The sequence below is a fragment of the Flaviramulus sp. genome (assembly GCF_982512915.1).
In genome coordinates this window covers 108,604-130,265 of record NZ_CEWOCJ010000005.1, presented here as the reverse complement: position 1 = coordinate 130,265, position 21,662 = coordinate 108,604, and the positions used below count along the sequence as shown (strand labels likewise).

General features: G+C 29.9%; 21 protein-coding genes, 1 tRNA gene and 1 pseudogene. 9 read left to right on the top strand and 14 right to left on the bottom strand.

Annotated features, from left to right (window positions below; translation table 11 throughout):
* Positions 1-6: 6 nt before the first annotated feature.
* The 5 genes from AC1XJX_RS05390 to AC1XJX_RS05370 are packed head-to-tail and all read right to left on the bottom strand — an operon-like array spanning position 7 to position 3,134.
* A complete protein-coding gene (locus AC1XJX_RS05390; protein ID WP_482002941.1) occupies positions 7-600 on the bottom strand; it encodes a Maf-like protein in 594 nt (197 codons plus the stop codon).
* Positions 600-1,517 carry a geranylgeranylglycerol-phosphate geranylgeranyltransferase gene (locus AC1XJX_RS05385; protein ID WP_482002940.1) on the bottom strand — a complete coding sequence of 306 codons (918 nt, stop codon included), beginning with the start codon at positions 1,515-1,517 and terminating at the stop codon, positions 600-602. The genes AC1XJX_RS05390 and AC1XJX_RS05385 overlap by 1 nt, the downstream gene beginning before the upstream one ends.
* A 10-nt stretch (positions 1,518-1,527) precedes the next feature.
* Positions 1,528-1,845: a death domain-containing protein gene (locus tag AC1XJX_RS05380; RefSeq protein WP_482002939.1), complete on the bottom strand. Its 318-nt coding sequence runs from the start codon at positions 1,843-1,845 to the stop codon at positions 1,528-1,530.
* Between the two features lie 13 nt (positions 1,846-1,858).
* Positions 1,859-2,386: a KdsC family phosphatase gene (locus tag AC1XJX_RS05375; protein WP_482002938.1), complete on the bottom strand. Its 528-nt coding sequence runs from the start codon at positions 2,384-2,386 to the stop codon at positions 1,859-1,861.
* Positions 2,367-3,134 (bottom strand): Rossmann-like and DUF2520 domain-containing protein, encoded by a 768-nt coding sequence (locus AC1XJX_RS05370; protein ID WP_482002937.1) that lies wholly within the window; start codon positions 3,132-3,134, stop codon positions 2,367-2,369. Before AC1XJX_RS05370 ends, AC1XJX_RS05375 begins: the two co-directional genes overlap by 20 nt.
* A 197-nt stretch (positions 3,135-3,331) precedes the next feature.
* Here AC1XJX_RS05370 and AC1XJX_RS05365 point away from each other — a divergent pair, with 197 nt between their 5' ends.
* From AC1XJX_RS05365 to AC1XJX_RS05355, 3 genes and pseudogenes are all read left to right on the top strand, one after another.
* On the top strand, positions 3,332-6,517 hold the full coding sequence (locus tag AC1XJX_RS05365; RefSeq protein ID WP_482002936.1) for a cytochrome c biogenesis protein: 3,186 nt from the start codon (positions 3,332-3,334) through the stop codon (positions 6,515-6,517).
* Positions 6,518-6,602: 85 nt separating this feature from the next.
* A pseudogene (mscL, locus tag AC1XJX_RS05360) lies at positions 6,603-7,046 on the top strand (large conductance mechanosensitive channel protein MscL).
* A gap of 8 nt (positions 7,047-7,054) precedes the next feature.
* Positions 7,055-7,210: a hypothetical protein gene (locus AC1XJX_RS05355; RefSeq protein ID WP_482002935.1), complete on the top strand. Its 156-nt coding sequence runs from the start codon at positions 7,055-7,057 to the stop codon at positions 7,208-7,210.
* Positions 7,211-7,216: 6 nt separating this feature from the next.
* Here AC1XJX_RS05355 and AC1XJX_RS05350 read toward each other — a convergent pair whose 3' ends face one another.
* A complete protein-coding gene (locus AC1XJX_RS05350; protein WP_482002934.1) occupies positions 7,217-7,876 on the bottom strand; it encodes an HAD family hydrolase in 660 nt (219 codons plus the stop codon).
* A gap of 62 nt (positions 7,877-7,938) precedes the next feature.
* Between AC1XJX_RS05350 and rlmF the strand changes: the two genes are divergently transcribed.
* Positions 7,939-8,865 carry a 23S rRNA (adenine(1618)-N(6))-methyltransferase RlmF gene (gene rlmF / locus AC1XJX_RS05345; protein ID WP_482002989.1) on the top strand — a complete coding sequence of 309 codons (927 nt, stop codon included), beginning with the start codon at positions 7,939-7,941 and terminating at the stop codon, positions 8,863-8,865.
* Between the two features lie 13 nt (positions 8,866-8,878).
* Here the strand turns inward: rlmF and AC1XJX_RS05340 are convergent, their stop codons facing one another.
* The 3 genes from AC1XJX_RS05340 to AC1XJX_RS05330 all read right to left on the bottom strand — a co-directional run bounded on the left by AC1XJX_RS05340 (position 8,879) and on the right by AC1XJX_RS05330 (position 13,131).
* Positions 8,879-9,550: a DUF2490 domain-containing protein gene (locus AC1XJX_RS05340; protein WP_482002933.1), complete on the bottom strand. Its 672-nt coding sequence runs from the start codon at positions 9,548-9,550 to the stop codon at positions 8,879-8,881.
* Between the two features lie 86 nt (positions 9,551-9,636).
* Positions 9,637-11,268 (bottom strand): phosphoenolpyruvate carboxykinase (ATP), encoded by a 1,632-nt coding sequence (gene pckA / locus AC1XJX_RS05335; protein ID WP_482002932.1) that lies wholly within the window; start codon positions 11,266-11,268, stop codon positions 9,637-9,639.
* A gap of 33 nt (positions 11,269-11,301) precedes the next feature.
* A complete protein-coding gene (locus AC1XJX_RS05330; protein ID WP_482002931.1) occupies positions 11,302-13,131 on the bottom strand; it encodes an SLC13 family permease in 1,830 nt (609 codons plus the stop codon).
* A 307-nt stretch (positions 13,132-13,438) separates the two neighbouring features.
* Here AC1XJX_RS05330 and bshB1 point away from each other — a divergent pair, with 307 nt between their 5' ends.
* Together bshB1 and AC1XJX_RS05320 are read left to right on the top strand one after the other, a co-directional pair.
* Positions 13,439-14,158, top strand: coding sequence for a bacillithiol biosynthesis deacetylase BshB1 (gene bshB1, locus AC1XJX_RS05325; RefSeq protein WP_482002930.1), 720 nt, complete (start codon positions 13,439-13,441; stop codon positions 14,156-14,158).
* 95 nt (positions 14,159-14,253) lie between these two features.
* Positions 14,254-14,329: transfer RNA gene (locus AC1XJX_RS05320), tRNA-His, on the top strand.
* A gap of 102 nt (positions 14,330-14,431) precedes the next feature.
* On the opposite strand, the gene AC1XJX_RS05315 is transcribed toward AC1XJX_RS05320, so the two are convergent.
* The 4 genes from AC1XJX_RS05315 to AC1XJX_RS05300 form a co-directional block, all read right to left on the bottom strand.
* Positions 14,432-15,442, bottom strand: a complete 1,011-nt coding sequence (locus tag AC1XJX_RS05315; RefSeq protein ID WP_482002929.1) for a M28 family metallopeptidase — start codon at positions 15,440-15,442, stop codon at positions 14,432-14,434.
* Positions 15,443-15,503: 61 nt separating this feature from the next.
* Positions 15,504-16,556: a M28 family metallopeptidase gene (locus tag AC1XJX_RS05310; RefSeq protein WP_482002928.1), complete on the bottom strand. Its 1,053-nt coding sequence runs from the start codon at positions 16,554-16,556 to the stop codon at positions 15,504-15,506.
* A 122-nt stretch (positions 16,557-16,678) separates the two neighbouring features.
* Positions 16,679-17,074 (bottom strand): FUSC family protein, encoded by a 396-nt coding sequence (locus AC1XJX_RS05305; protein ID WP_482002927.1) that lies wholly within the window; start codon positions 17,072-17,074, stop codon positions 16,679-16,681.
* 10 nt (positions 17,075-17,084) lie between these two features.
* Positions 17,085-17,852 carry a DUF3108 domain-containing protein gene (locus tag AC1XJX_RS05300; protein WP_482002926.1) on the bottom strand — a complete coding sequence of 256 codons (768 nt, stop codon included), beginning with the start codon at positions 17,850-17,852 and terminating at the stop codon, positions 17,085-17,087.
* Between the two features lie 185 nt (positions 17,853-18,037).
* Between AC1XJX_RS05300 and AC1XJX_RS05295 the strand changes: the two genes are divergently transcribed.
* The 3 genes from AC1XJX_RS05295 (at position 18,038) to AC1XJX_RS05285 (ending at position 20,275) form a co-directional block, all read left to right on the top strand.
* Positions 18,038-18,868 (top strand): universal stress protein, encoded by an 831-nt coding sequence (locus tag AC1XJX_RS05295; protein WP_482002925.1) that lies wholly within the window; start codon positions 18,038-18,040, stop codon positions 18,866-18,868.
* A 121-nt stretch (positions 18,869-18,989) separates the two neighbouring features.
* Positions 18,990-19,796 carry a hypothetical protein gene (locus AC1XJX_RS05290; RefSeq protein WP_482002924.1) on the top strand — a complete coding sequence of 269 codons (807 nt, stop codon included), beginning with the start codon at positions 18,990-18,992 and terminating at the stop codon, positions 19,794-19,796.
* A 143-nt stretch (positions 19,797-19,939) separates the two neighbouring features.
* Positions 19,940-20,275 (top strand): DUF4870 domain-containing protein, encoded by a 336-nt coding sequence (locus AC1XJX_RS05285; protein ID WP_482002923.1) that lies wholly within the window; start codon positions 19,940-19,942, stop codon positions 20,273-20,275.
* Between the two features lie 131 nt (positions 20,276-20,406).
* Here AC1XJX_RS05285 and dnaN read toward each other — a convergent pair whose 3' ends face one another.
* The gene (gene dnaN / locus AC1XJX_RS05280; protein WP_482002922.1) at positions 20,407-21,525 is read right to left on the bottom strand and encodes a DNA polymerase III subunit beta; all 1,119 of its coding nucleotides are present in this window, start codon (positions 21,523-21,525) and stop codon (positions 20,407-20,409) included.
* Between the last annotated feature and the right edge of the window lie 137 nt (positions 21,526-21,662).

The window sequence follows — 21,662 nt, the reverse complement described above, 5'->3', positions numbered from 1 at the left end:
ACGAACTTAAAGCGTTGCTGCTATTGCATTTAACGTTTTGTAAACAAGATGCACAGGCAACCCCATAACGTTAAAATAAGAGCCTTCAATTTTTGTCACACCTATTTGCCCAATCCATTCTTGAATACCATAAGCCCCAGCTTTATCAAAAGGTTTACAAGTGTTTATGTAGTATAAAATTTCCTCGTCACTTAAAGTTTTAAAGGTCACTTTTGTAATGTCAGATAAAGTTTTTTCGAAGGTTGTAGTTGTAAAACAAACAGATGTGATTACCTCATGGGTTTTATTACTTAATGATTTTAAAATTTTAAAAGCATCGGACTCATCAATGGGTTTACCTAAGGCTTTACCTTCGTTCCAAACAATAGTATCACTGGTTATTAAAATATCAATAGGTCTTAAGTCGTTTTTGTAAGGCAATGCTTTTAGTTGAGCTAGATAATCACTGATTTCAAAATGTTTTAAACGCTCGGGATATTCTTCAATTACCGGTTTTAATCTTACTTCAAAATCTAAACCCAAATCTTTAAAAAATGCCTGTCGCCTTGGCGAACCAGATGCTAATATGATGTGATGGTTTTTAAGTTTTTCGTACAGCATTAATTAAGTATAACATACTTGTATAAAAGTAATGAAAACATGCCAAATAGCATAACTAATTTATACATTTTACTTAAAAGATTGTAGTCTTTTTTTGTTTCTGAACTGAATGTTTTTATGGTGATATAGAGAAGAGGCGCCACAATAAAAATTAAAAAATAGCCAACAACTATGGGTTGTTTGTAAAGAGTTGAGATGACATAAAATACAGTTCCTATTAAAGGAATAAAATTTAAAATAGCTAACATTGTTATAGTTCTATTTTTACCAATGGCAATAGGTAAAGTATTTAAATTAGCCTCAGTATCCCCCTCAATATCCTCAATGTCTTTAGTTATTTCTCGAAGTAAATTTATTGAAAAAGCAAACAGCGCATAATCAAAAATAACTCTAAAAAAAGTAAACTGAATTTTTTGATTTATAGGATTTGTAGCTGGTAGTAATTCAAAAATTCCAACAATAATAATACTTAATGCCACGAGTATTGAAATAACAATATTTCCTATTAAAGGCGTGCTTTTTAGGTAGGTAGCGTAGATGTAAAGTAAAACAGAAATAATAACAAATAAAGAGAAAAAAGGCGCTCTGTTTACTGTATTTGACAAATAAAAGCCAATACCAACACCAACTACATTTAGTGCTATAAAAAAAGTGTAAGCTGTCTTTTCCGAAATTTCTTTGCCAATAATAATACTATTTGGTTTGTTTATAAAGTCTGTTTCTATATCATTAATATCGTTAATTATATAACCAGCTGCTGCTATACATATCGTTGCTAAAATTAAAAGTGCGATACCTAATTCACTTAAACTTACTTCAGCCCCAAATGGTTCTAAAAGTCCATATTTTATGAGTAATTGAACTAATGCAATCATTAATAAGTTTTTCCAACGGATGAGCTTAAAAAAAGATAACATAAGTTGCGGTTTATAGTTTAGACATGAGGCTGTCAATAAAAATTTTAATTATAAAAACCACAGCAAATAATAAGATAATTGTAAGAATCAAAGCTTTATTAGCTTTACGTTTTTGTGATTTTCTTATTTTGTTTTTTATTTTTTCTTTGTCTTCTTTTGAAAGTGTTTTATGAAGAAAATCTAATTGATAATGTAAATGAGTTTCATTGTTTAATTTTTCTTTAATCTCAGAAAAAGCTTTTTTAGAATTTTGATTAAATACACTCTGGCTATTACCAAAACCAATGTATCCAAAACCTGGGCTATGTCTTCTGCTTTTTCTTTCCAATTTTAAAGATTAATCAATTTTTAGCTTGAATATCTGTATGCCATTTTCCTTGTACTTTAAGTACTTGTTCAATCACATCGCGAACAGCACCTTTACCTCCTTTTTTATGAGAAATATATTTTGAAACATTTTTTATTTCAGGTACCGCATCTTGAGGGCAACATGGTAATCCAATAATTTTCATAACCTGATAATCTGGAATATCATCTCCCATGTAAAGTACATTTTCCGTTTTGATATTCTTTTTATTTAAGTAATCATGTAATTGTTCAATTTTATTTTGAGAGTTTAAATACACATCACTTACTCCTAAACCATTTAATCGAATTCTAACACCTTCATTTGTTCCTGCAGAAATTATACATAAGTTAAAACCCATATTTAGAGCTGCTTTAAGGGCATAACCGTCTTTTACATTCATAGTTCTAATTAACTCCCCTGAGGTAGTAACCATCACAGATCCATCTGTAAAAACCCCATCTACATCAAAAATAAAAGTAGTAATGTGTTCTAAATATTCTTTATAACTTTTTTCTTCCATGTGTAATTTGTATTGATTTGGTTAAGAGTTTGTATGTTTCTTTATGATGTTCGTTTGTTAAAAGTTTCAAATGCCTGTTTATTGTTTTTTTGTCGTTTCTTTTAGCAGGTCCTGTTTGGGCCATATAAGGCGACAAATCTTGAATTTTTTTTGCAGTTTCAAGAATTAGGGGTTTGAGTAAATCAAATTCTGCACCTTCACTCTCGGTAATTTCATGTCCAATTCGATACAACTGATTTGTAAAATTATTTACAAAAACAGCTGCTAAATGTAACACACTTCTTTGGTCACTATTCACTCTTTTAGTTGGACTGCCAATGCTTACTGCCAATTTTTTTAAAATCGGATAACTCTTTTTGTCTAAAGTTTCTATGCAAATTGGTACATAAGCAAAATCCATTTCGGTAGTTTTACTAAAGGTTTGTAAAGGATATAAAACACCACGTTTGTGTTTTTTATCCAAATCGTAAACATTGACACTTCCTGAGGTGTGAACTACCAATCTATTTTCAAAAGGAAGTTGTTTAGAAAGTTTGCCAACAGCATCATCACTAACAGCAATGATGTAAATATCTGCATCTTTAAGTGTATTTAAATCATCAGTAACGTCAACCGTTTTATTGTATTGAATAATTGGATCTAAATGTCTGTTAAACCATTGAATAACAGATATGTTTTCAGCTTTATTAAAAGCTTTAAACAGATGAGTTGCTACATTGCCTGCGCCAAGAATTACTACAGAAATCATAGTGCTAAAATACTAACGAATTATGAATAAAAATTATGAATCTAAATTTTTTATTGCAGATATCTCTTTTAATAATCTATTATTGGTTTTACTTTTTAGAAAAGTACCGCAGTAGATCATGCTTTTTTTGAATACTTTAACACTTGAAAATAAACTTTAATCCTTAAATTTGCAAGACCTTTAAAAGGGCTATGATTATGCAAGAAAAACTCGCCAAAATTCTTTTTTCTACAAGACTTACTGCTATTTTGTTTATTGTGTTTGCAGTTGCTATGGCTGCTGGTACCTTTTTAGATGCAGGACAAGAAACATCCCCAACGCCTTACACCCGGAATCTTATTTATAATGCTTGGTGGTTCGAAGCTATAATGGTGTTTTTTATCATCAATTTTGCAGGTAATATTGTGAGATTTAGACTTTACAAAAAAGAAAAGTGGGCCACATTTATCTTGCATATTGCGTTCATATTTATTCTTTTAGGTGCTTTTATTACTCGTTATGTGAGTTTTGAAGGCATGATGGCTATTAGAGAAGGAGAAACAGAAAATACCTTTTTATCAAGAGAAACTTACATTACTGCATACATTGATGGGGATTATGAGATTGATGGATTACCACAGCGTTTAGCATTCGAGAAGAAAGTTGATTTTTCAGGACGTTTGGATAATGATTTTGAAATTGTAACAAAATATGATCAACAACCAGTAACCATCAAATTAGAAAAATTTATTATTGGTGCTGAAGAAGATATTATTCCTGATGAAAATGGTGAATCCTATTTAAAAGTTGTTGAAGCTGGAGAGAACGGACCTCATAACCATTTCTTGAAATTAGGTGAAGTACAAAGTATGCATAACATCCTTTTCGCACTTAATAAACCTACTGAAGGCGCTGTAAATATTACCTATGATGGTAGTTCGTTAAGTATTTTATCGCCTTTTGAAGGTGAATACATGACCATGGCAACTATGGCTCAAGGGAAACTTGTAAAAGATAGTTTACAACCTCTTTACTTACGTTCAAGATACGTTATTGGTAATATGCAATTGGTGTTTCCAAAGCCTGTTATAAAAGGCGTTTTTGATATCGTTCAAAAATCTCAATTACTTAAAAATGATGAAGATGGTGTGGTTTTAAAAGTATCTACAAACGGAGAAACAAAAAGCATTGGGTTGCTTGGAGGTATGGGTAGAAATGGAAATTTTGAGCAGATTACAGTAGGCGGATTAGACTTTGCTTTTAAATACGGCTCTAAAGTATTAGAGTTACCTTTTTCATTAAAGTTGAATGATTTTGAGGCTGAACGTTACCCTGGTACAGAACGAGGTTATTCGGCTTATTCTAGTGAAGTTACTGTGATTGATGAACCTAAAGAAAGTTATGATTATAAAATTTATATGAATAATATTTTAGATCATGGTGGTTATCGCTTTTTTCAATCTAGTTTTGATCCAGATGAAAAAGGCACTATACTATCTGTAAATCATGATTATTGGGGAACTTTATTAACCTACATTGGTTACATGATGCTTTATTTTGGACTAATGGCTATTCTGTTTAGCAAACATTCTCGTTTTGGCGATTTAAAAAGACTTCTTGAAAAAGTAAAATCTAAAAAGGCAAAGGCAACTTCTATTGTATTGTTACTATTTAGCTTAAATAGTTTTGCACAAACCCATACAGCTGATGATGGTCACGATCATACAAAACCACTAAAGGCTCAAATGGATTCTATTTTAAAGGCTAATATAACTCCAAAGCAACAAGCTGATGAATTTGGTCATCTGGTTATACAAGATCTTAGCGGGCGTATGATGCCAGTTAATACGTATGCTTCAGAAATGCTTCGTAAATTGAGTAAAAGTGATATTTATGAAGATTTTGATGCCAACCAAGTATTTTTGTCGATGCAAGAAAGTCCAATGCTTTGGTATAATATTCCAATTATCTATTTGAAACCAAAAAAAGGCGATTCTATAAGAAGTCTTATTGGAGTTGATAAAACTGAAAAATATGTGACGCTTGCAGATTTTTTCTCTGAAACAGGTTCTTATAAATTAGCACCTTATTTAGATGAAGCCTACAAAGCACAAGTACCTAACGGTTTTCAAAAAGAATTTAAGGAAACAGATCAGCGTGTTAATTTATTATATAATACGATTGAGGGTATGTCTTTAAAGATTTTTCCTATTCCGAATGATGAAAATAATAAATGGATTTCAACTTTTGAGTTTATAAAAGACCCAACAAAAATTCAAGATTCACTCTATAGTAATTTTGTAAAAAATGGTTTTAAAACCTATTTATATACCTTAAACCAAGCAAAACAAACAGGAGATTTTTCCCAATCATCAAAACTTTTAGAGGCGTTCAAAAAAACGCAACATAAATATGGTGGTTCTGTGATGCTTACTGATGACAAAATAAACACTGAAGTACTTTATAACAAATACGACATTTTTAAAAAACTTTTTAGTTGGTATTTATATGCTGGTAGTTTTTTATTCGTGCTACTTATTGTTCAAATATTCAAGGATAAAAATAAAATACTTAATACTTCTACAAACGTATTTAAGTGGATTATTCTCGGATTGTTTTTATTGCATACTTCGGGTTTAATAGTTCGTTGGTATATCTCTGGTCATGCACCTTGGAGTGATGCATACGAGTCTATGATTTATGTAGCTTGGGCAACTATGTTTTTTGGTTTAGCGTTTGGAAGAAAAAGTGATTTAACAATAGCTTCTACAGCTTTCGTAACCGCTATGATTTTAATGATTGCACACTGGAATTGGATGGATCCTGCTATTGCTAATCTTCAACCTGTTTTGAATAGTTATTGGCTCATGATACACGTGGCTGTTATTGTTGCAAGTTATGGCCCATTTACTTTAGGGATGATTTTAGGCGTTGTATGTTTATTTTTAATGATTTTCACTTCAGAAAAGAATAAACTTAAAATGGATTTAAACATTAAAGAGCTTACCATAATTAATGAAATGGCATTAACAGTTGGTTTAGTCATGCTTACCATTGGAAACTTTTTAGGCGGTATGTGGGCAAACGAAAGTTGGGGACGCTACTGGGGTTGGGATCCAAAAGAAACTTGGGCACTTATTAGCATCATGATTTATGCTTTTGTAATCCACATGCGATTAGTACCAGGTTTAAGAGGTCGTTGGTTTTTTAATCTCATGTCAATTATAGCCTTTGCTAGTATAATGATGACGTATTTTGGTGTTAATTTTTATTTAGCAGGCTTGCATAGTTATGCTAGCGGAGACCAAATAGTGAGTGTTAAATTTATTGGTATAGCGTGTGGTATTGTTACCATACTTGGTTTCTTTGCCTACAGAGGTTTCAAAAAGCATTTTGCTAAGTAATACCTTAAAAGCTATTTTGAATTAATAATTTTACTTGTAATTTCAATCTAATTATCTTTGCTGTTTTTTTAAAAACAGTTTAGGTATGAAATTATTTAAAGAATTTAAAGAGTTTGCAGTAAAAGGTAATATGATGGATATGGCCATTGGTATTATTATTGGTGTTGCCTTCAATAAAGTTATCGATGTATTAGTTAAAAAAGTGTTTTTGCCACCATTATCACTTTTAACAGATGGTGTTAATTTTGAAGATAAAAAAATCATTTTAAAAGAAGTTGTAACTAATGCCTAAGGTTATATCCTTAGGGAAGAAGTTGCTATTGGTTATGGCGCTTTAGGTGAGGCTTTTTTAGACTTTTTCATAATAGGTTTTACTGTTTTTATAATTGTTAAGTTTATGAATAAACTTAGGAATAAAGCCCAAGACGCGAATGATAATACAGTTACAACACCAAAAGCCATTGGGTTATTAGCAAAACTAACCAGTTTAATGGAAGAGCAAAACACCCTATTAAAAAGCAAGAAATAATCTAAAATATGGCAAAAACAGGGCGCGATAAGAACACAAAAAACAAAGCTAAGCATTCAAAATTAATGGCTCAAAAAAAGAATAAGAAGAAAGCTGAAGAATTTATTAGAAAAGAACGATTAAAGGCTATCATTAAAAAAGCTAGAGAAGATAATCAGTGGTGATTTTGTTTACAAAAAAAGTTTATTAATTTTTGAATAAGTTATTTCCTCAAAATTTTTAATTACCATATTTGCTTTACTGTAATCTTGATTTTTTGAGTGAAAACTATCATAACCTACACAAAATATATGTGCTGCTTTTGCAGCTTCTATACCGTTAGTAGAGTCTTCTATAACCATACATTCCTTATTAGTAAAACCTGTAGCTTCAGCAGCTTTAATAAAAATTTCTGGATGCGGTTTACTTTGTTTTAAATCGCCACCACTAAATTTTGTAATAAAATACTTATCTAAATCAAATCGATCAAATATTTGTTCAATACTCATCATAGCTGCCGATGAGGCTAATACCAATTTTAATCCATTGTTATGGTAATCTTTTATTAAATCGAGAGCACCATCAATGAGTGTTAAGTCTGAATTACTTTCAAAAAAACGGTTATAGTGTTTTCGCTTAATAGATACTAATGTTTCAGGTGCATGCACTAATTTAAAATGGTCACACAAACGCTTGCAAATATTTATGGTTGATTGCCCAGTAAAAGATTCATAAAGTTCGGTTGAAACATCAATTCCAATCTCATTAAACATATCGTTATAGGCTTTGTTATGCATTGGTTCGCTATCTATAATAACGCCATCCATATCAAAAATAACTGCTCTTAACATCTATAATTTTTTTACGAAGATAAAATATTTCATTTAACCACGATACTCATTTTAAGTTTGAAATCATTAATTTTACTGGCATCACTAATTATTTAATTAACTTTAAAGAAATCATTAATAACCAAAACTTTCATCCAAAAAATAAGCATAAGTCAGGCTATGATTTAGATGCGTTATGCAAATTATATCCCAATTTGTTACCTTTTGTTTTTCTAAATAAATTTGAAAATAGAACAATTGATTTTGCAAATCCAAATGCTGTAAAAGCATTGAATACAGCATTGTTATTTACTTATTATAATATTAGTTTTTGGGAATTCCCTGATGTTAATTTATGTCCGCCAATTCCAGGAAGAGTTGATTATATTCATCACATTGCTGATTTATTGGAAACCTCAAACATTAAAGTTAATATTAAGGTTTTAGATATTGGAACAGGGGCTACTTGTATTTATCCTATTTTAGGAAATGCAGCGTATGATTGGACTTTTGTTGGAACAGATATAAATACAGCGTCGTTAAAGTACGCACAAAATATTATCAATAAAAATCAATTAAACTATGTTGTTAAACTAAAGCATCAAAAGGAGCGTTCTAAAATATTTCAAGGTATTTTAAATAAAGATGATAGATTTACAGTTTCCATTTGTAATCCACCATTTTATAAGTCTGAGATTGAAGCTATAGAAGCTACAACCAGAAAATTGAGAGGATTGAATAAGGATGATAATAAATTTGTTCGAAATTTTTCAGGTTTAAAAAATGAATTATGGTATGAAGGTGGTGAAAAAGCATTTATACATAATTATTTATATGAAAGTTCATTGTTTAAAAATCAATGTATATGGTTTACTACATTAGTATCTAAAAAAGAGCTAATTAAAGGGGTTTATAGCTCTCTAAAAAAGTTAAAAGCTACTGATATTAAAACTATAAATATGGTTCAAGGTAATAAAATATCTAGAATTATTGCTTGGACTTTTAGCTGATTTCAAAGTAGTTTTAGTTTTTTCTTAAATCTGTTTTAAAGTATAAACCAACTTGTAAACGATTTAAATTTTGATTATTTATTTCGTGGTTTAGATATCCTAATTGTATACTATTGTTTTTAGAGATATTCATCCCGATTGCGGTGTAAAATCTATTTTCAGTAAAAACTTCACCTTTTAAGTTTGCAAAAACCTCATTATTGATGTTTAAAAAAAAGGTTTTATTTATGTTAATTTTTGCACCTAACTGATAACGAAATCTATTGAGTAATGAGTGATTATTTTTAAAATTCAAAAAGCGATGTTCTAATCTAAATCTTTGGTAAACAGGTAATTTAAATAATTTGCATTTATAGGTAATTTGTTCATAAGGTCTGTTTTCATAAAGGTGATTTTCACCCGAAATCAGAAAACTTCTGTCGATGTCTAAATAACAATATACCAGAGTTAGTTTCGTGTTTTTATTTAATTGGTAATCAAAACCAGTATAATAAAATAAAAGGTTAATATTATCAAATACTTCAAATGAACGAAGTTGAATACCAGTTTTAATGCTGATTTTATTAAAGATTTTATGATTAACATCTAGGGTGTACCATGCACCAAATTTATCTTCAGGTGTTATTTGAGAATAACTCAACTTAAAAGTAAAAATAAATAATATTGTAATAAGTAAGTACTTCATTGGGTTTTATTGGAGTATTGTGTTTTCTATTTTGAATAGAATAAAAGGAGCTCATATGAGCTCCTTTTGATAAATTATAACTCTAATTAAAAGTGTTCGTGTAAATGATGATGTTCATCAATTAATGGTCCACCTTCAATAATTTGTTCAGATGCTTGGTGAGCAAATTTCTCAAAGTTTAAATGGAAAGAGTGTGCTAATTGTATAGCTTTTCCAACATAAGCTCCTTTTTGTAACCAGGTATTCATTGGGTCTAAAATTTCAGAAGGGACACCAGGACAATATTTAGGCATAAACAAACCAAAAATAAAGTTTTGTTCGTAATCTACTTCATCTAAATCACCATTAAGAATAGCTGTAATCATAGCTCTTGTATATTTTAATTTTATACGAGAACCAACGCCATATGGTCCTGCACTCCAACCAGTATTAATTAACCAAACATTAACACCAGCATCTTGCATTTTTTTACTTAACATTTCTCCATAAACCGTTGGGTGAAGTGGCATAAATGGTTCGCCAAAACAAGCAGAGAATGAGGGTACAGGTTCAGTAATACCAGCCTCGGTTCCTGCTACTTTTGCTGTGTAACCAGATATAAAATGATAAGCAGCTTGACCAGGTGTAAGTTTAGATACTGGAGGCAGAACACCAAATGCGTCACAAGTTAAAAAGAAAATGTTTTTTGGATTGTTTGCATACAGTGTTTCTTGAAAATTATCAATATGATAAATTGGGTAACTTACACGAGTGTTTTGTGTAATACTACTATCTTCATAGTCAGGTTCGCCATTTTCTTTTAAAATAATGTTTTCTAATAAAGCACCGGGTTTAATTGCTTTAAAAATATCTGGTTCTTTTTCTTCAGTTAAATCAATTACTTTAGCATAACAACCGCCTTCAAAATTAAAAATAACGTTATCGGCTGTCCACCCATGTTCATCGTCTCCAATTAATTTTCTATCTGGATCGGCAGAAAGTGTTGTTTTTCCAGTACCCGATAATCCAAAGAAAATAGCTGTATCACCTCTTTTGCCAACATTAGCAGAACAGTGCATTGGTAATACATTTTTTTCAACAGGTAATATCATATTTAAAGCTGAGAAAATACCTTTTTTCATTTCCCCAGTATATGCGGATCCACCTATTAATGCGATTTTTTTGGTGAAGTTTATAATAGAGAAGTTTCCTTGACGAATACCATATTCTTTAGGATTAGGACATTCGTATCCTGGTGCATCAAGAACCAACCAGTCTTCTTTAAAGTTTTCAAGTTCTTTTAAACTTGGTCTTAAAAACATATTATAAACAAATAGATTAGACCAAGGATATTCTGTTACGGTTCTAATATTTGTTCTAAATTCTGGTTCTGCGCACACATAACCATCTCTGGCGTAAATCTCTTTTCCTGAAAGGTATTTAGTGACTTCTTTTTCAAGTTTATCAAAGTTTTCTGGCGTAATAGCTTTATTAGTTTTTCCCCACCAAACTTTTTCTGTTGTATAATCATCTTTTACAATAAAACGATCTTGGGGAGAACGTCCTGTAAATTTTCCCGTATTTATTGCTAAGGTTCCATCTGCAGTTTCTTTACCCATGTTTTTTTCAATGGTAATTTCTTGAAGTTTTTCTGGAGATAAGTTCCAATGAACATCAACGTTTTTTATCCCGTATTTAGCTAAACTCGCTAAGTTTTCGATTGTTACTGACTCTTTCATTTTATTAAATTTTAAGGTTTGTATTTATTTTAATTAAAATGGCCAAATTACTGGCACTAATATTAACGTTAGTATAAAAAATATAAATAATAGGGGCGCTCCAACTTTAAGGTAATCTATAAATTTATAACCTCCTGCTGTCATCACCATGGCGTTTGTTGTTGTTCCAATGGGTGTTAAAAATGCAGTTGAAGCACTAATTGCAACTACTATCATAAATGGCGCTGGTGATAAGTTTAAAGAATTTGCAGCTAATATGGCTATTGGGGCCATTAATACAGCTGTAGCAGAGTTATTTATTACTTGGCTAAAGGTTGTAGTTAGTAGAAACACTCCACCTAGTAAGGCTATAGGATGTATAGATCCTAAATATGTAACTAAACCATTTGCTATAATTTGTGCGGTTCCCGTTTTCTGTAATGCAATCCCCATTGGAATCATAGCAGCTATCATTACAACACTCGTCCAACTAATCCCCTTATAAGCTTTTGTTATAGGGACACAACCTGTTAATAAAACAATTCCAGCTGAAATTAAAGCAGCTATTGAGCCAGGTACGAGATTAAAAACCATAAAAATAATCATTAGGAATAAAGCCCCTAATGCTATATATGATTTTAAATTTAGGCTTTCTACATTTTTAGCCATTCCCTCTGGACTTCCAATTATAACTAAGTTTTCATGTTGTTTTTTTAAATCGTCAATATGCTCCCAAGTACCTCTTATTAAAAAAGAGTCGCCAACTTTTACAACAATATCTTTTTCTTCTAATGGTTTATTATTTCTAGAGGCTGCTAAAAGTTGTATACCAAATCTTTTGAAGTAGTCTCCTAATTTATATTTTCTGCCAACTAAAATAGAGTTTGGGTTTACAATAACTTCTGTCATACCAACTTCTTGGTTAATAAGATTATGCTTTAGCTCATCTGTTATTGGTTCTAATGGTAAAAGACCTAGTCTAAAAGTTATCATTATTTTATTTATCGCTTCAGTTTCACCTTTTACTGTTATTATATCATGATATAGAAATGTTGTGTTAGGACTCGGGAATTCCTCAAAAGCAGGTATTCCTTTTAATAAATTTGGATGTCTTCTTTTTATTCTAATAATAGATACATGATAATTTTTTTCAAATTGCCATGCTTCAATTTTGGTATTTAATAAAGGAGATATCGATCTAACAAGTAATCTATAGTATCCACTATCAACTTTATATGCTTCAATCCAATTGTGAAGTGTAGATTCGATATTGACTGGTTTGTTATTAGTTTTGTTTTTGGGTAATAATTTAAAACCTATGTATCTAAAATACAATAGGGCGATTATTAGAAGCGGAAAACCAATTAACGCAAATTCAAAAAATGAGAACCCTTCAAAACCAGCATTTGATAAAGCATTACTAGCTATTATGTTTGGTGGTGTACCTGTTAAAGTAAGTAATCCACCAGTATTTGATCCAAAGGCTACTGGCATTAACATTTTAGATGGCAAAGTACCAATACCCCAAGCAGACGATATGGTTAAAGGCATTAAAGTGGCTACTGTACCTGTATTACTAACAAAACCAGATAAAATACCAGCTCCAAGTGTCACAATTACTAGTAATTTTGGAACACTATTACCAGCCCATTCAATAAATTTCTTGCCAGCCATTGCAGTCCAACCAGTTTGAGCAATACCTTCTCCAATTATAAAAAGTGCGGCAATCATAATAACAGTTGGATTACTAAATCCGCTCAATGTTTCTGTTACATTTAATATACCTGTTAAGTATAAACTAATCATAGAAATAAGAGCAATAACATCAGGAGGGAATTTTCCCCATATAAAAAGTCCAATTGTTAAAATTAAAATGAGTAACATTAAATAAATCATGTTTTCTAATTGTTTATTAGCTTTATATTTGCATAATTGAAATAAAGCTTGTTACACCTTATTTAGTGTAAAATTACAAGGGATAAAGACCAATAATTATGACTATTGTCATACTTTGGTTTTTAATAACACTTTTCAATTATTCGTATTTTTAAGGTATTAAAATTAAGTATTATTATTACGAATACGTTTTCGTGATTATGAGTTTTGAGATTTTCTGAGTTTTTCTGAGTTTTTATTGTAAATTATTACATAAGAAATATACAAACTAGATTAAAAATTATAAAAATTAAGTATGAAATTAGATATTCTTGCTTTTGGCGCTCATCCAGATGATGTTGAATTGGGATGTGGTGGTACTATTGCAAAAGAGGTAGCCAAAGGAAAAAAAGTTGGTATCATAGATTTAACACAAGGTGAATTAGGAACAAGAGGCACTATCGAGACTAGGTATATTGAAGCGGCCGAATCTGCTAAAATTTTAGGAGTTTCTGTTAGAGAGAATTTGAAATTTGCTGATGGGTTTTTTATAAATGATAAAATACACCAGTTGGAAATTATAAAAGTAATTAGAAAATACCAACCTGAAATTATTATTTGTAATGCCGTTGAAGATAGGCATATTGATCATGGTAAAGGTAGTAAGCTAGTTAGTGATGCTTGTTTTTTAAGTGGATTAATTAAAATTGATACTAAAACAAACTCTGGTGAATCTCAAAAACATTGGAGACCTAAACAAGTATATCATTACATGCAGTGGAAAAATTTAGAACCAGATTTTGTTGTAGATATTTCTGAATTTATCGATGAAAAAATGGCTTCTGTTCTTGCTTATGAAACTCAATTCTATAAAAAAAACAGTAATGAACCAGAAACGCTCATTTCAACTAAAAATTTTACAGATAGTGTAAAGTATAGAGCTAGAGATTTAGGGCGGTTAGTAGGAGTAGAATATGCCGAAGGATTTAGTGTAGAACGCTATGTAGCTGTGGATAGTTTGTTTGATTTAAAGTAGTTACAATTTCTTTAAATAAAATATTAAAAAAGTCTTTGTAGAAAAGATTGAAATCAATTACATTTGCACACGCGTTACAAAATGCGGAGTTACATGGTGGTTGTAGCTCAGTTGGTTAGAGCATTGGTTTGTGGTACCAAGGGTCGCCGGTTCGAGCCCGGTCTTCCACCCAAAAAGTAAAAGCCTTTCAAGAAATTGAAAGGCTTTTTTTGTTAGTTTATTTTAAAATTTATAGAAAATATTATTTTAAAAATGAGTATAAAAATCTCATTTCTAATCAACTATAATTCTTTCGTCTCTATTAGCTAACTCCCAAGCTGTATGAAAAATTAAACGAGCACGAGTTTCTAAAAATTCGTAATTAATTTTATCTGGCGTATCACTAGGTCTATGATAATCAGCATGTGTGCCATTAAAATAGAAAATAACAGGAATATTATTTTTGGCAAAATTGTAATGATCTGAACGATAATAAAAACGATTAGGGTCTTTATCATCATTATAAGTATAATCAAATTCCATGTTAAAGTATTTTTTATTTACCTCTTCAGAAATATTATGCAACTCTTTACTTAATTTATCTGATCCTATTAAATACAAGTAATTTTCTTTTCCTTCATGTTTCGGATCAACACGTCCAATCATATCTATGTTTAAATCAACTACCGTATTTGCTAAAGGAAAAACAGGATCTTCATTAGTATAGTATCTAGAGCCATAAAGTCCAATTTCTTCTCCAGTTACGTGTAAAAAAAGTATTGATCGTTTTGGTCCGTTTCCAACTTTTTCAGCCATTTTAAAGGCTTCAGCTATTTCTAAAACTGCAATTGTTCCCGAGCCATCATCATCTGCTCCATTGTTGATTTCGCCATTTTTTGAAATACCAATATGATCTAAATGTGCAGAAATTATAATAATTTCATCTGGTTTCTCTGAGCCTTTTATATAGGCTAAAACATTTTCAGAAGCATTTATATCTCCTTTAAAATATGAAGCAGGAATTTCTTGAAAATAATCACCTTCTGATATTGGAGACTGAATTCCTGTTGCCAAGTAATAATCTCTTAAATAATTGACCGCTTTTTTTTGTCCGGGCTCACCTGTTTTTCTGCCTTCAAATTCATCTGAGGCATAAGCATAAAGCATTTCTTTAAGCTCTTCTGCAGTTATGGTATTTGAATAAGTTTCAGGGTTGGATGGTATTTCAGACTTTTTCTCCTTTTGAAATGATTTACACGATGTTACTGAACATGTTATACAAAAAATAATTAATAATTTCTTCAAGTTTATAAGTTTTAGTGTTTAGTACGATATTACAAAATCTAATTATGTATAGTTGTTTTTCTTATTTTAAAAATTCATTATCTGCATCAGAAACTAAACGTTTTTCTTGATTTGCTATTTGCCAAGTGGTAGCGAAAATGAGTTTAGTACGTTTTTCTAATAATGGATAATCTATTTTATCTGGTGTATCTGAGGGTTTATGGTAATCATTATGTTCACCGTTAAAATAAAAAATAACAGGAACCCCTTTAAGCGCAAAATTATAGTGGTCTGAGCGCGTATAATAGCGGTTGCTATCGTTTTCAGAATTAAATTTGTAATCTAAATTTATATTGAAGTAAGCATTATTCACTTTTTCAGAAACATAATGAAGCTCTTTACTTAATCTATCAGAACCTATTAAGTAAATATAATCTTTATTGTTTTTATGGGCATCATCAACTCGTCCAATCATATCAATATTTAAATTGCAAACCGTATTTTTAAGAGGGAAAACAGGGTGTCTTGTATAGAAGTCTGATCCTTGTTTTCCGGTTTCTTCAGCAGTTAAGTGCAGAAACAAAATGCTTCTTCTTGGTCCATGCCCATTTTCTTTAGCTTTTTTAAATGCTTGAGCCATTTCCATTAAAGCTACAGTACCAGAGCCATCATCATCAGCACCTCTATTTATTTCACCTTTGTTATTAATTCCTAAATGATCTAAATGCGCAGAAATAATAATAATTTCATTCTTTTTATCCGAACCTTCTATATATGCTAATACATTTTCAGTACTTTTAATCCCATTTGAAAAAAAACTTTGTGGGATCTCTTGATAATAATTAACCCCTCCAAATGGCGATTTTATATTTTCATTTTGGTAGTATGATTTTAAAAAATTTGAAGCTAATTTTTGTCCTGGTTCTCCAACTTTTCGTCCTTCAAATTCCTCAGAAGCAAATTCGTATAAGTGTATTTTTAATTCTTGAGATGTAATAGTGTTTGCGTATTTAATTACTAATAAGCTGTCTTTTAGAGTGATACTATCTTTAATATTTTGAATTTTAGTAGTATATTTAGGTGTTGAGCAAGTACCAATTAGGATAAAGAGAGATAGAATTAAAAAACTTTTCATGAATATATTAAATAGGTAATGATCATTAGAAAAAATAAACACATTCTCTGAGGCTAGAATATTTTTATTTTATAAAATCAATAGTTAAATAAAAACAAATATAAACATAACGAAGAAAATACTTACTCTTCAAAAGTAATATTTTCAATATCACTATCATCAATCTCTATGTCAGCTTCATCAATTTCAATGTCTTCAATATCTAAATCTTCCAATTCTTCAATTGCTTCTTCTTCTAGTTTAATTTCAGTGGCATCCAAAGCTTCTGTACTAGCTACTTTTGTTTCTGTAAAAATAGCTTTGTATGTAGTTATTGACATTGCCATAATTGTTAAAAGAAAAATGAATTGAATAACTTTTTTAACCTCTCCTGTTTTTTTGGATAAGTAGTAAGCCACTGCACCAAAAATAATAGAAACAATTGCAGGAAAAAAGGCTAAATTAGATATTGGTAAAACTGATAAGATGATAGCTAATATTGCAGCTATTAATGCTAAAATGGTAAACAGTTTTTTCATAGTGAGACTTTTAATTTTTTAAACCTGAGGCTGATTTTATTTTTAATTCGCCATTTCCTACAGGAATTTTAAACTTTCCATAAACAGGTATTTTGTTTTCATCTGCAGAAAGCCATAAAAAGTTACTATTTTTCCCTTGTAAAACGTCAGTTTCACTGGAGGCAATTGCTAATTTGTAACATTCTTTTTTTCCAATTGCTGTAGTTATAGTTTCTTTTCCTAAATAAGTAATTTGTCCTTTAATTTCCTCTCGGTCAAAAATAATAGGAAGTGTTTTTTTTGTTCCAACTGGCATATTTGAAAAATCGTATAATCTAATTGAATACAAAGTAGCAACAATATCTATAGAATTCGAATTTATAGGAAGTGTTATGTTTTTAATTAAATTATTCTTTTTTTTCTCTACAGTTTTAACCGTTTTTGTTTTATGATTGTAGGTGTATTTCATGTTTTTGTAGTAACTACCCTCATTAATATCCCTATTGTAAAGATAGGGTGTTAAGCTTTTTGGATTTACATAACTTTCATACAAATCTCGTATTTTAAAAAAGTTATCCCATTTGCTATATGTTGTTGCTGTACATTTTAATCTTAAAAGTGTTGCTTTAGATGTTTTCACCTCGTTAGTTTCCATGGTAACCGCGGCTATATCTGTTAAAATACCAGACATATTGTAAGAGGCCGTATAAACAAGTTTTTCTGTGTTTGAAATCGCATTATTTTGCGAGTTTATTGTTATAGAAAATAAGAGTATTAATAATAATGAAATTCGTAACATATAAAATTTATTTTAGCTTATAACGTGCTAATCAGCATTTATTGTGCCGAAAATACAATGCTTTAAACAATTATGCTAATTTTTCCTTTACCTTAAAGATGAATATTTTTTTTAAATGACTTTTGTCATAGTTTAAGCTTTTAACCAAAAGTATCTTTACTAAAGATTCACTAATTCTTATCAAGATGAGAGCAATTCTATTACCGACAGATTTTTCGAAAAACTCAATAAATGCCATTCACTATGCAGTAAAATTATTTGAGTTAGATGAGTGTGATTTTTACATACTTAATGTGCAAAAGGCATCCCAGTTTATTTCTGATGATTTAATGTCTGTATCAACCTCTGCAACTATATATAATACTTTAGTTGATGCTGCTAAAAAATCAATAATTAATATTATTTCTCAAATTGAGAAAAGCTATAATAATGAAAATCATACATTTCATTCCCTAGTAGATTATGATAATTTTATAGATTCCATTAATCAAAATTCTAAGCTTTATGGGATTGACTTAATTGTTATGGGTACTAAGGGCGCAACCGGATTCGAGAAAGTACTTTTTGGAAGTAATACGGTCCATGTGATGCAACGTTGTGATTTACCAGTTTTAGCCATACCAGAAGGGTGTAAATTTAAAAAACTAGATGTTATTGCATTTACAACTAGTTTTTCTTCAACTTATGCTATGGAGAATTTGGAAACATTAAATTATTTGATAAATGTATATAAAGCAAAATTAAATTTGGTTCATGTTATAACCGAACCAGATTTTGAAGAAGAACTTTATAGTAATCTGGTGTTTTTTCAATCAAATTTTATAAATATGGCTTTTGATAGAATTATCTTAAAAGAAAATGATATTTATAAAACCATCCATAAATATATTATTAAGAATGATATAAAAATGATTTCTATGTTTAGAAAAAAACATTCTTTTGTAGAAAGACTATTTACAAGGCATACTTTAGAGACGTTTGGTTTTAACATAGATGTACCATTTTTGGTAATGTAGTGTTCGTAAAAATCCAAATTAATTAGGTATAACTCCAGAGGTAGATTAATTTTACTTTTTATCTAAATTACTACTTATTAAACTAATTATTTCTGTAATATCGTAGCATAATTATATTGATATGATGCCTCACACACAAAATCATAACCCTCTTACATTAAAAATTAGTAAAAGAATTATATCAAAATCTTTAATAATTCTCTGGGGAATCATTATTTTATTTTTAGCATTAGCTGATATTTTTATTAATCATTTTGAATGGATTTCTAGTGGAGCAATACAAAGATTGGTTAATATCACGCGGGATGATGGTTTACCAAATTGGTTTTCTAGTATTCAGTTACTTGCTGTAAGCATTGTTGTTTGGTGTATTTTTCTAGCTTTAAAATACGCAAAACCTAACTTAATGAAAAAGGGTATAAATAGTTGGGGTTGGTTTATAATCGCTTTATTTTTTACTTATTTAGCAGTAGATGATGGTTCTAAAATGCACGAACGAGTTGGTACTTATTTTAGCGATAAAATGGAGTTTTTACAAACGTACAACCCTGGGTTTTTATCTGGAATTTATGATGCATTTCCTAGTTACGGATGGCAATTTGTATTTATACCTATTTTTGGTGCTGTAGCTCTTTTTATACTATACTTTTTATTCAAAAATCTAGGGTCTAAAACTCAGATTATATATATAATTGTTGCTTTTGGATGCTATGTAGCTTCAGTTGTGTTAGATTTTTTTGAAGGTATGGATGAAAGTGTTTACGATCCTTTGGTGTCATTTTTTAATACAGACTTACATTCTATACAGCATTTTTCTAAATTAATTGAAGAGATATTTGAAATGGTAGGAAATACCTTTTTCATGTTTGTTTTTACTAAACATTTATTAAAAATTTCTGAAAGATGGGAGATTGAAATAGTTGATTAAGTTTTTTTAAATATTTAGAATTTATTTTTCATTCAGTTAAATATCTAAAACTCAAATATTACTTAGTTTCAATTATAATGGTCAGTTTCTGTAACTTTTTTTGATTTTATTCGTCTTATTAGTATCGATCAAAAAACATCATCATGAGACAAGACAATCAACTTTTAGTAATTACACATTTAAGCCAGTTATTAACTTTTATTACTGGATTTGGCGGTCTTATAGTCCCATTAATATTATGGGTAACAAAAAAGAATGATGTTTATAAAATGGATGAACAAGGTAAACGCATTATAAATTTTCAATTGAGTATTATTGTTTATAGTATCATTTGTATTCCGCTAATTTTTATCCTAATTGGTATCCCAGGGCTTATATTATTGGGTGTTATATCTTTTATTTTTCCCATTATTAATGCCATAAAAGCCAGTAATGGAGAAACACCAATATATCCTTTATCTCTTAATTTTATTAGTTAGTTTGTTAGTACGAGATAAACAAAAAGCTCACCATTATTGGTGAGCTTTTTTTATTATAGCTTAAGCATTAAATCTTAGTTTTGGTTTAGTTGGTATTTATTGGTAGTAAGATTTTGCTAAAGCCGAAAAAATTAATTGTTAAGCATAACTGGCATTACTAACATAGTAACTTGTTCACCTTCATCTAATCCATCCACCGGTGTTAAAATTCCAGCTCTATTTGGCATACTCATTTCTAGTTGTACTTCTTCTGAACTTAAGTTATTTAACATTTCAGTTAAAAAACGAGAATTAAATCCAATTTGAATGTCATCTCCTTGATAATCACAGGTTAAACGTTCTTCAGCTTTGTTTGAGTAATCAATATCCTCAGCTGAAATATTTAACTCGGCTCCAGCAATTTTTAAACGTATTTGATGAGTTGTTTTGTTTGAGAAAATACTAACTCGACGCACAGAATTTAAAAACTGGTTTCTTCCAATTACTAATTTGTTAGGGTTTTCTTTAGGAATAACCGCTTCGTAATTTGGGTATTTTCCATCAATTAAACGACAAATTAATTCAGAGTTTTCAAAAGTGAACTTAGCATTACTTTCATTGTATTCAATAATAACATTTTCATCACTTGCAACTAAAATACCTTTTAAAAGATTTAAAGGTTTTTTTGGCATGATAAATTCTGCCGACTGATTAGCTTTTACATCCTCACGAGTATATTTTACCAATTTGTGTGCATCAGTTGCTACAAATGTTAAACCTTCAGTTGAAAATTGAAAAAACACACCACTCATCACGGGTCTTAAATCATCATTTCCTGCTGCAAAAATGGTTTTACTAATCGCTGTAGCCAATATATCGCCAGAAACAATGGTTTTACTTGGATCTTCTAACGAAACTGCTTTAGGAAATTCGTTTCCATTTGCATATGCTAAGGCGTATTTACCATGGTTTGAGCTAATTTCTACCGTATTATTGTCCTCAACAACAAAAGTTAATGGTTGCTCAGGAAATGTTTTCAAGGTATCAAGTAAAAGTCTAGCAGGTAAAGCTATACTTCCTTTACTATCGCTCTCAACATCTAAAGTTGATGCCATAGTAGTCTCTAAATCACTTGCAGAAACTGTTAATTTATTTTTATCTAATTCAAATAAAAAATTATCTAAAATAGGTAAGGTGTTTGAGTTATTTATAACGCCACCTAAAACTTGTAATTGTTTTAATAAATAAGTACTTGATACAATAAATTTCATGTGTTAGAATATATTTTTTTTAAGTCAAATGCCCCATTTAATTTATAAATACAAGCAAAAAAATATGCTTAGGTATAAATGTTTCATCTGTAAACCTTTATTTTGGTTGTAGTTTTACTACTTACAAATATATTCCA

What these genes read in the sequence shown, in the direction of transcription:
- AC1XJX_RS05390 (WP_482002941.1), bottom strand. Translation starts at nt 600, where the DNA reads ATGCTGTACGAAAAACTTAAAAACCATCACATCATATTAGCATCTGGT.
- AC1XJX_RS05385 (WP_482002940.1), bottom strand. Translation starts at nt 1,517, where the DNA reads ATGTTATCTTTTTTTAAGCTCATCCGTTGGAAAAACTTATTAATGATT.
- AC1XJX_RS05375 (WP_482002938.1), bottom strand. Translation starts at nt 2,386, where the DNA reads ATGGAAGAAAAAAGTTATAAAGAATATTTAGAACACATTACTACTTTT.
- AC1XJX_RS05370 (WP_482002937.1), bottom strand. Translation starts at nt 3,134, where the DNA reads ATGATTTCTGTAGTAATTCTTGGCGCAGGCAATGTAGCAACTCATCTG.
- AC1XJX_RS05365 (WP_482002936.1), top strand. Translation starts at nt 3,332, where the DNA reads ATGCAAGAAAAACTCGCCAAAATTCTTTTTTCTACAAGACTTACTGCT.
- AC1XJX_RS05355 (WP_482002935.1), top strand. Translation starts at nt 7,055, where the DNA reads ATGGCAAAAACAGGGCGCGATAAGAACACAAAAAACAAAGCTAAGCAT.
- AC1XJX_RS05350 (WP_482002934.1), bottom strand. Translation starts at nt 7,876, where the DNA reads ATGTTAAGAGCAGTTATTTTTGATATGGATGGCGTTATTATAGATAGC.
- AC1XJX_RS05340 (WP_482002933.1), bottom strand. Translation starts at nt 9,550, where the DNA reads ATGAAGTACTTACTTATTACAATATTATTTATTTTTACTTTTAAGTTG.
- pckA (WP_482002932.1), bottom strand. Translation starts at nt 11,268, where the DNA reads ATGAAAGAGTCAGTAACAATCGAAAACTTAGCGAGTTTAGCTAAATAC.
- AC1XJX_RS05330 (WP_482002931.1), bottom strand. Translation starts at nt 13,131, where the DNA reads ATGTTACTCATTTTAATTTTAACAATTGGACTTTTTATATGGGGAAAA.
- bshB1 (WP_482002930.1), top strand. Translation starts at nt 13,439, where the DNA reads ATGAAATTAGATATTCTTGCTTTTGGCGCTCATCCAGATGATGTTGAA.
- AC1XJX_RS05310 (WP_482002928.1), bottom strand. Translation starts at nt 16,556, where the DNA reads ATGAAAAGTTTTTTAATTCTATCTCTCTTTATCCTAATTGGTACTTGC.
- AC1XJX_RS05305 (WP_482002927.1), bottom strand. Translation starts at nt 17,074, where the DNA reads ATGAAAAAACTGTTTACCATTTTAGCATTAATAGCTGCAATATTAGCT.
- AC1XJX_RS05300 (WP_482002926.1), bottom strand. Translation starts at nt 17,852, where the DNA reads ATGTTACGAATTTCATTATTATTAATACTCTTATTTTCTATAACAATA.
- AC1XJX_RS05295 (WP_482002925.1), top strand. Translation starts at nt 18,038, where the DNA reads ATGAGAGCAATTCTATTACCGACAGATTTTTCGAAAAACTCAATAAAT.
- AC1XJX_RS05290 (WP_482002924.1), top strand. Translation starts at nt 18,990, where the DNA reads ATGATGCCTCACACACAAAATCATAACCCTCTTACATTAAAAATTAGT.
- AC1XJX_RS05285 (WP_482002923.1), top strand. Translation starts at nt 19,940, where the DNA reads ATGAGACAAGACAATCAACTTTTAGTAATTACACATTTAAGCCAGTTA.
- dnaN (WP_482002922.1), bottom strand. Translation starts at nt 21,525, where the DNA reads ATGAAATTTATTGTATCAAGTACTTATTTATTAAAACAATTACAAGTT.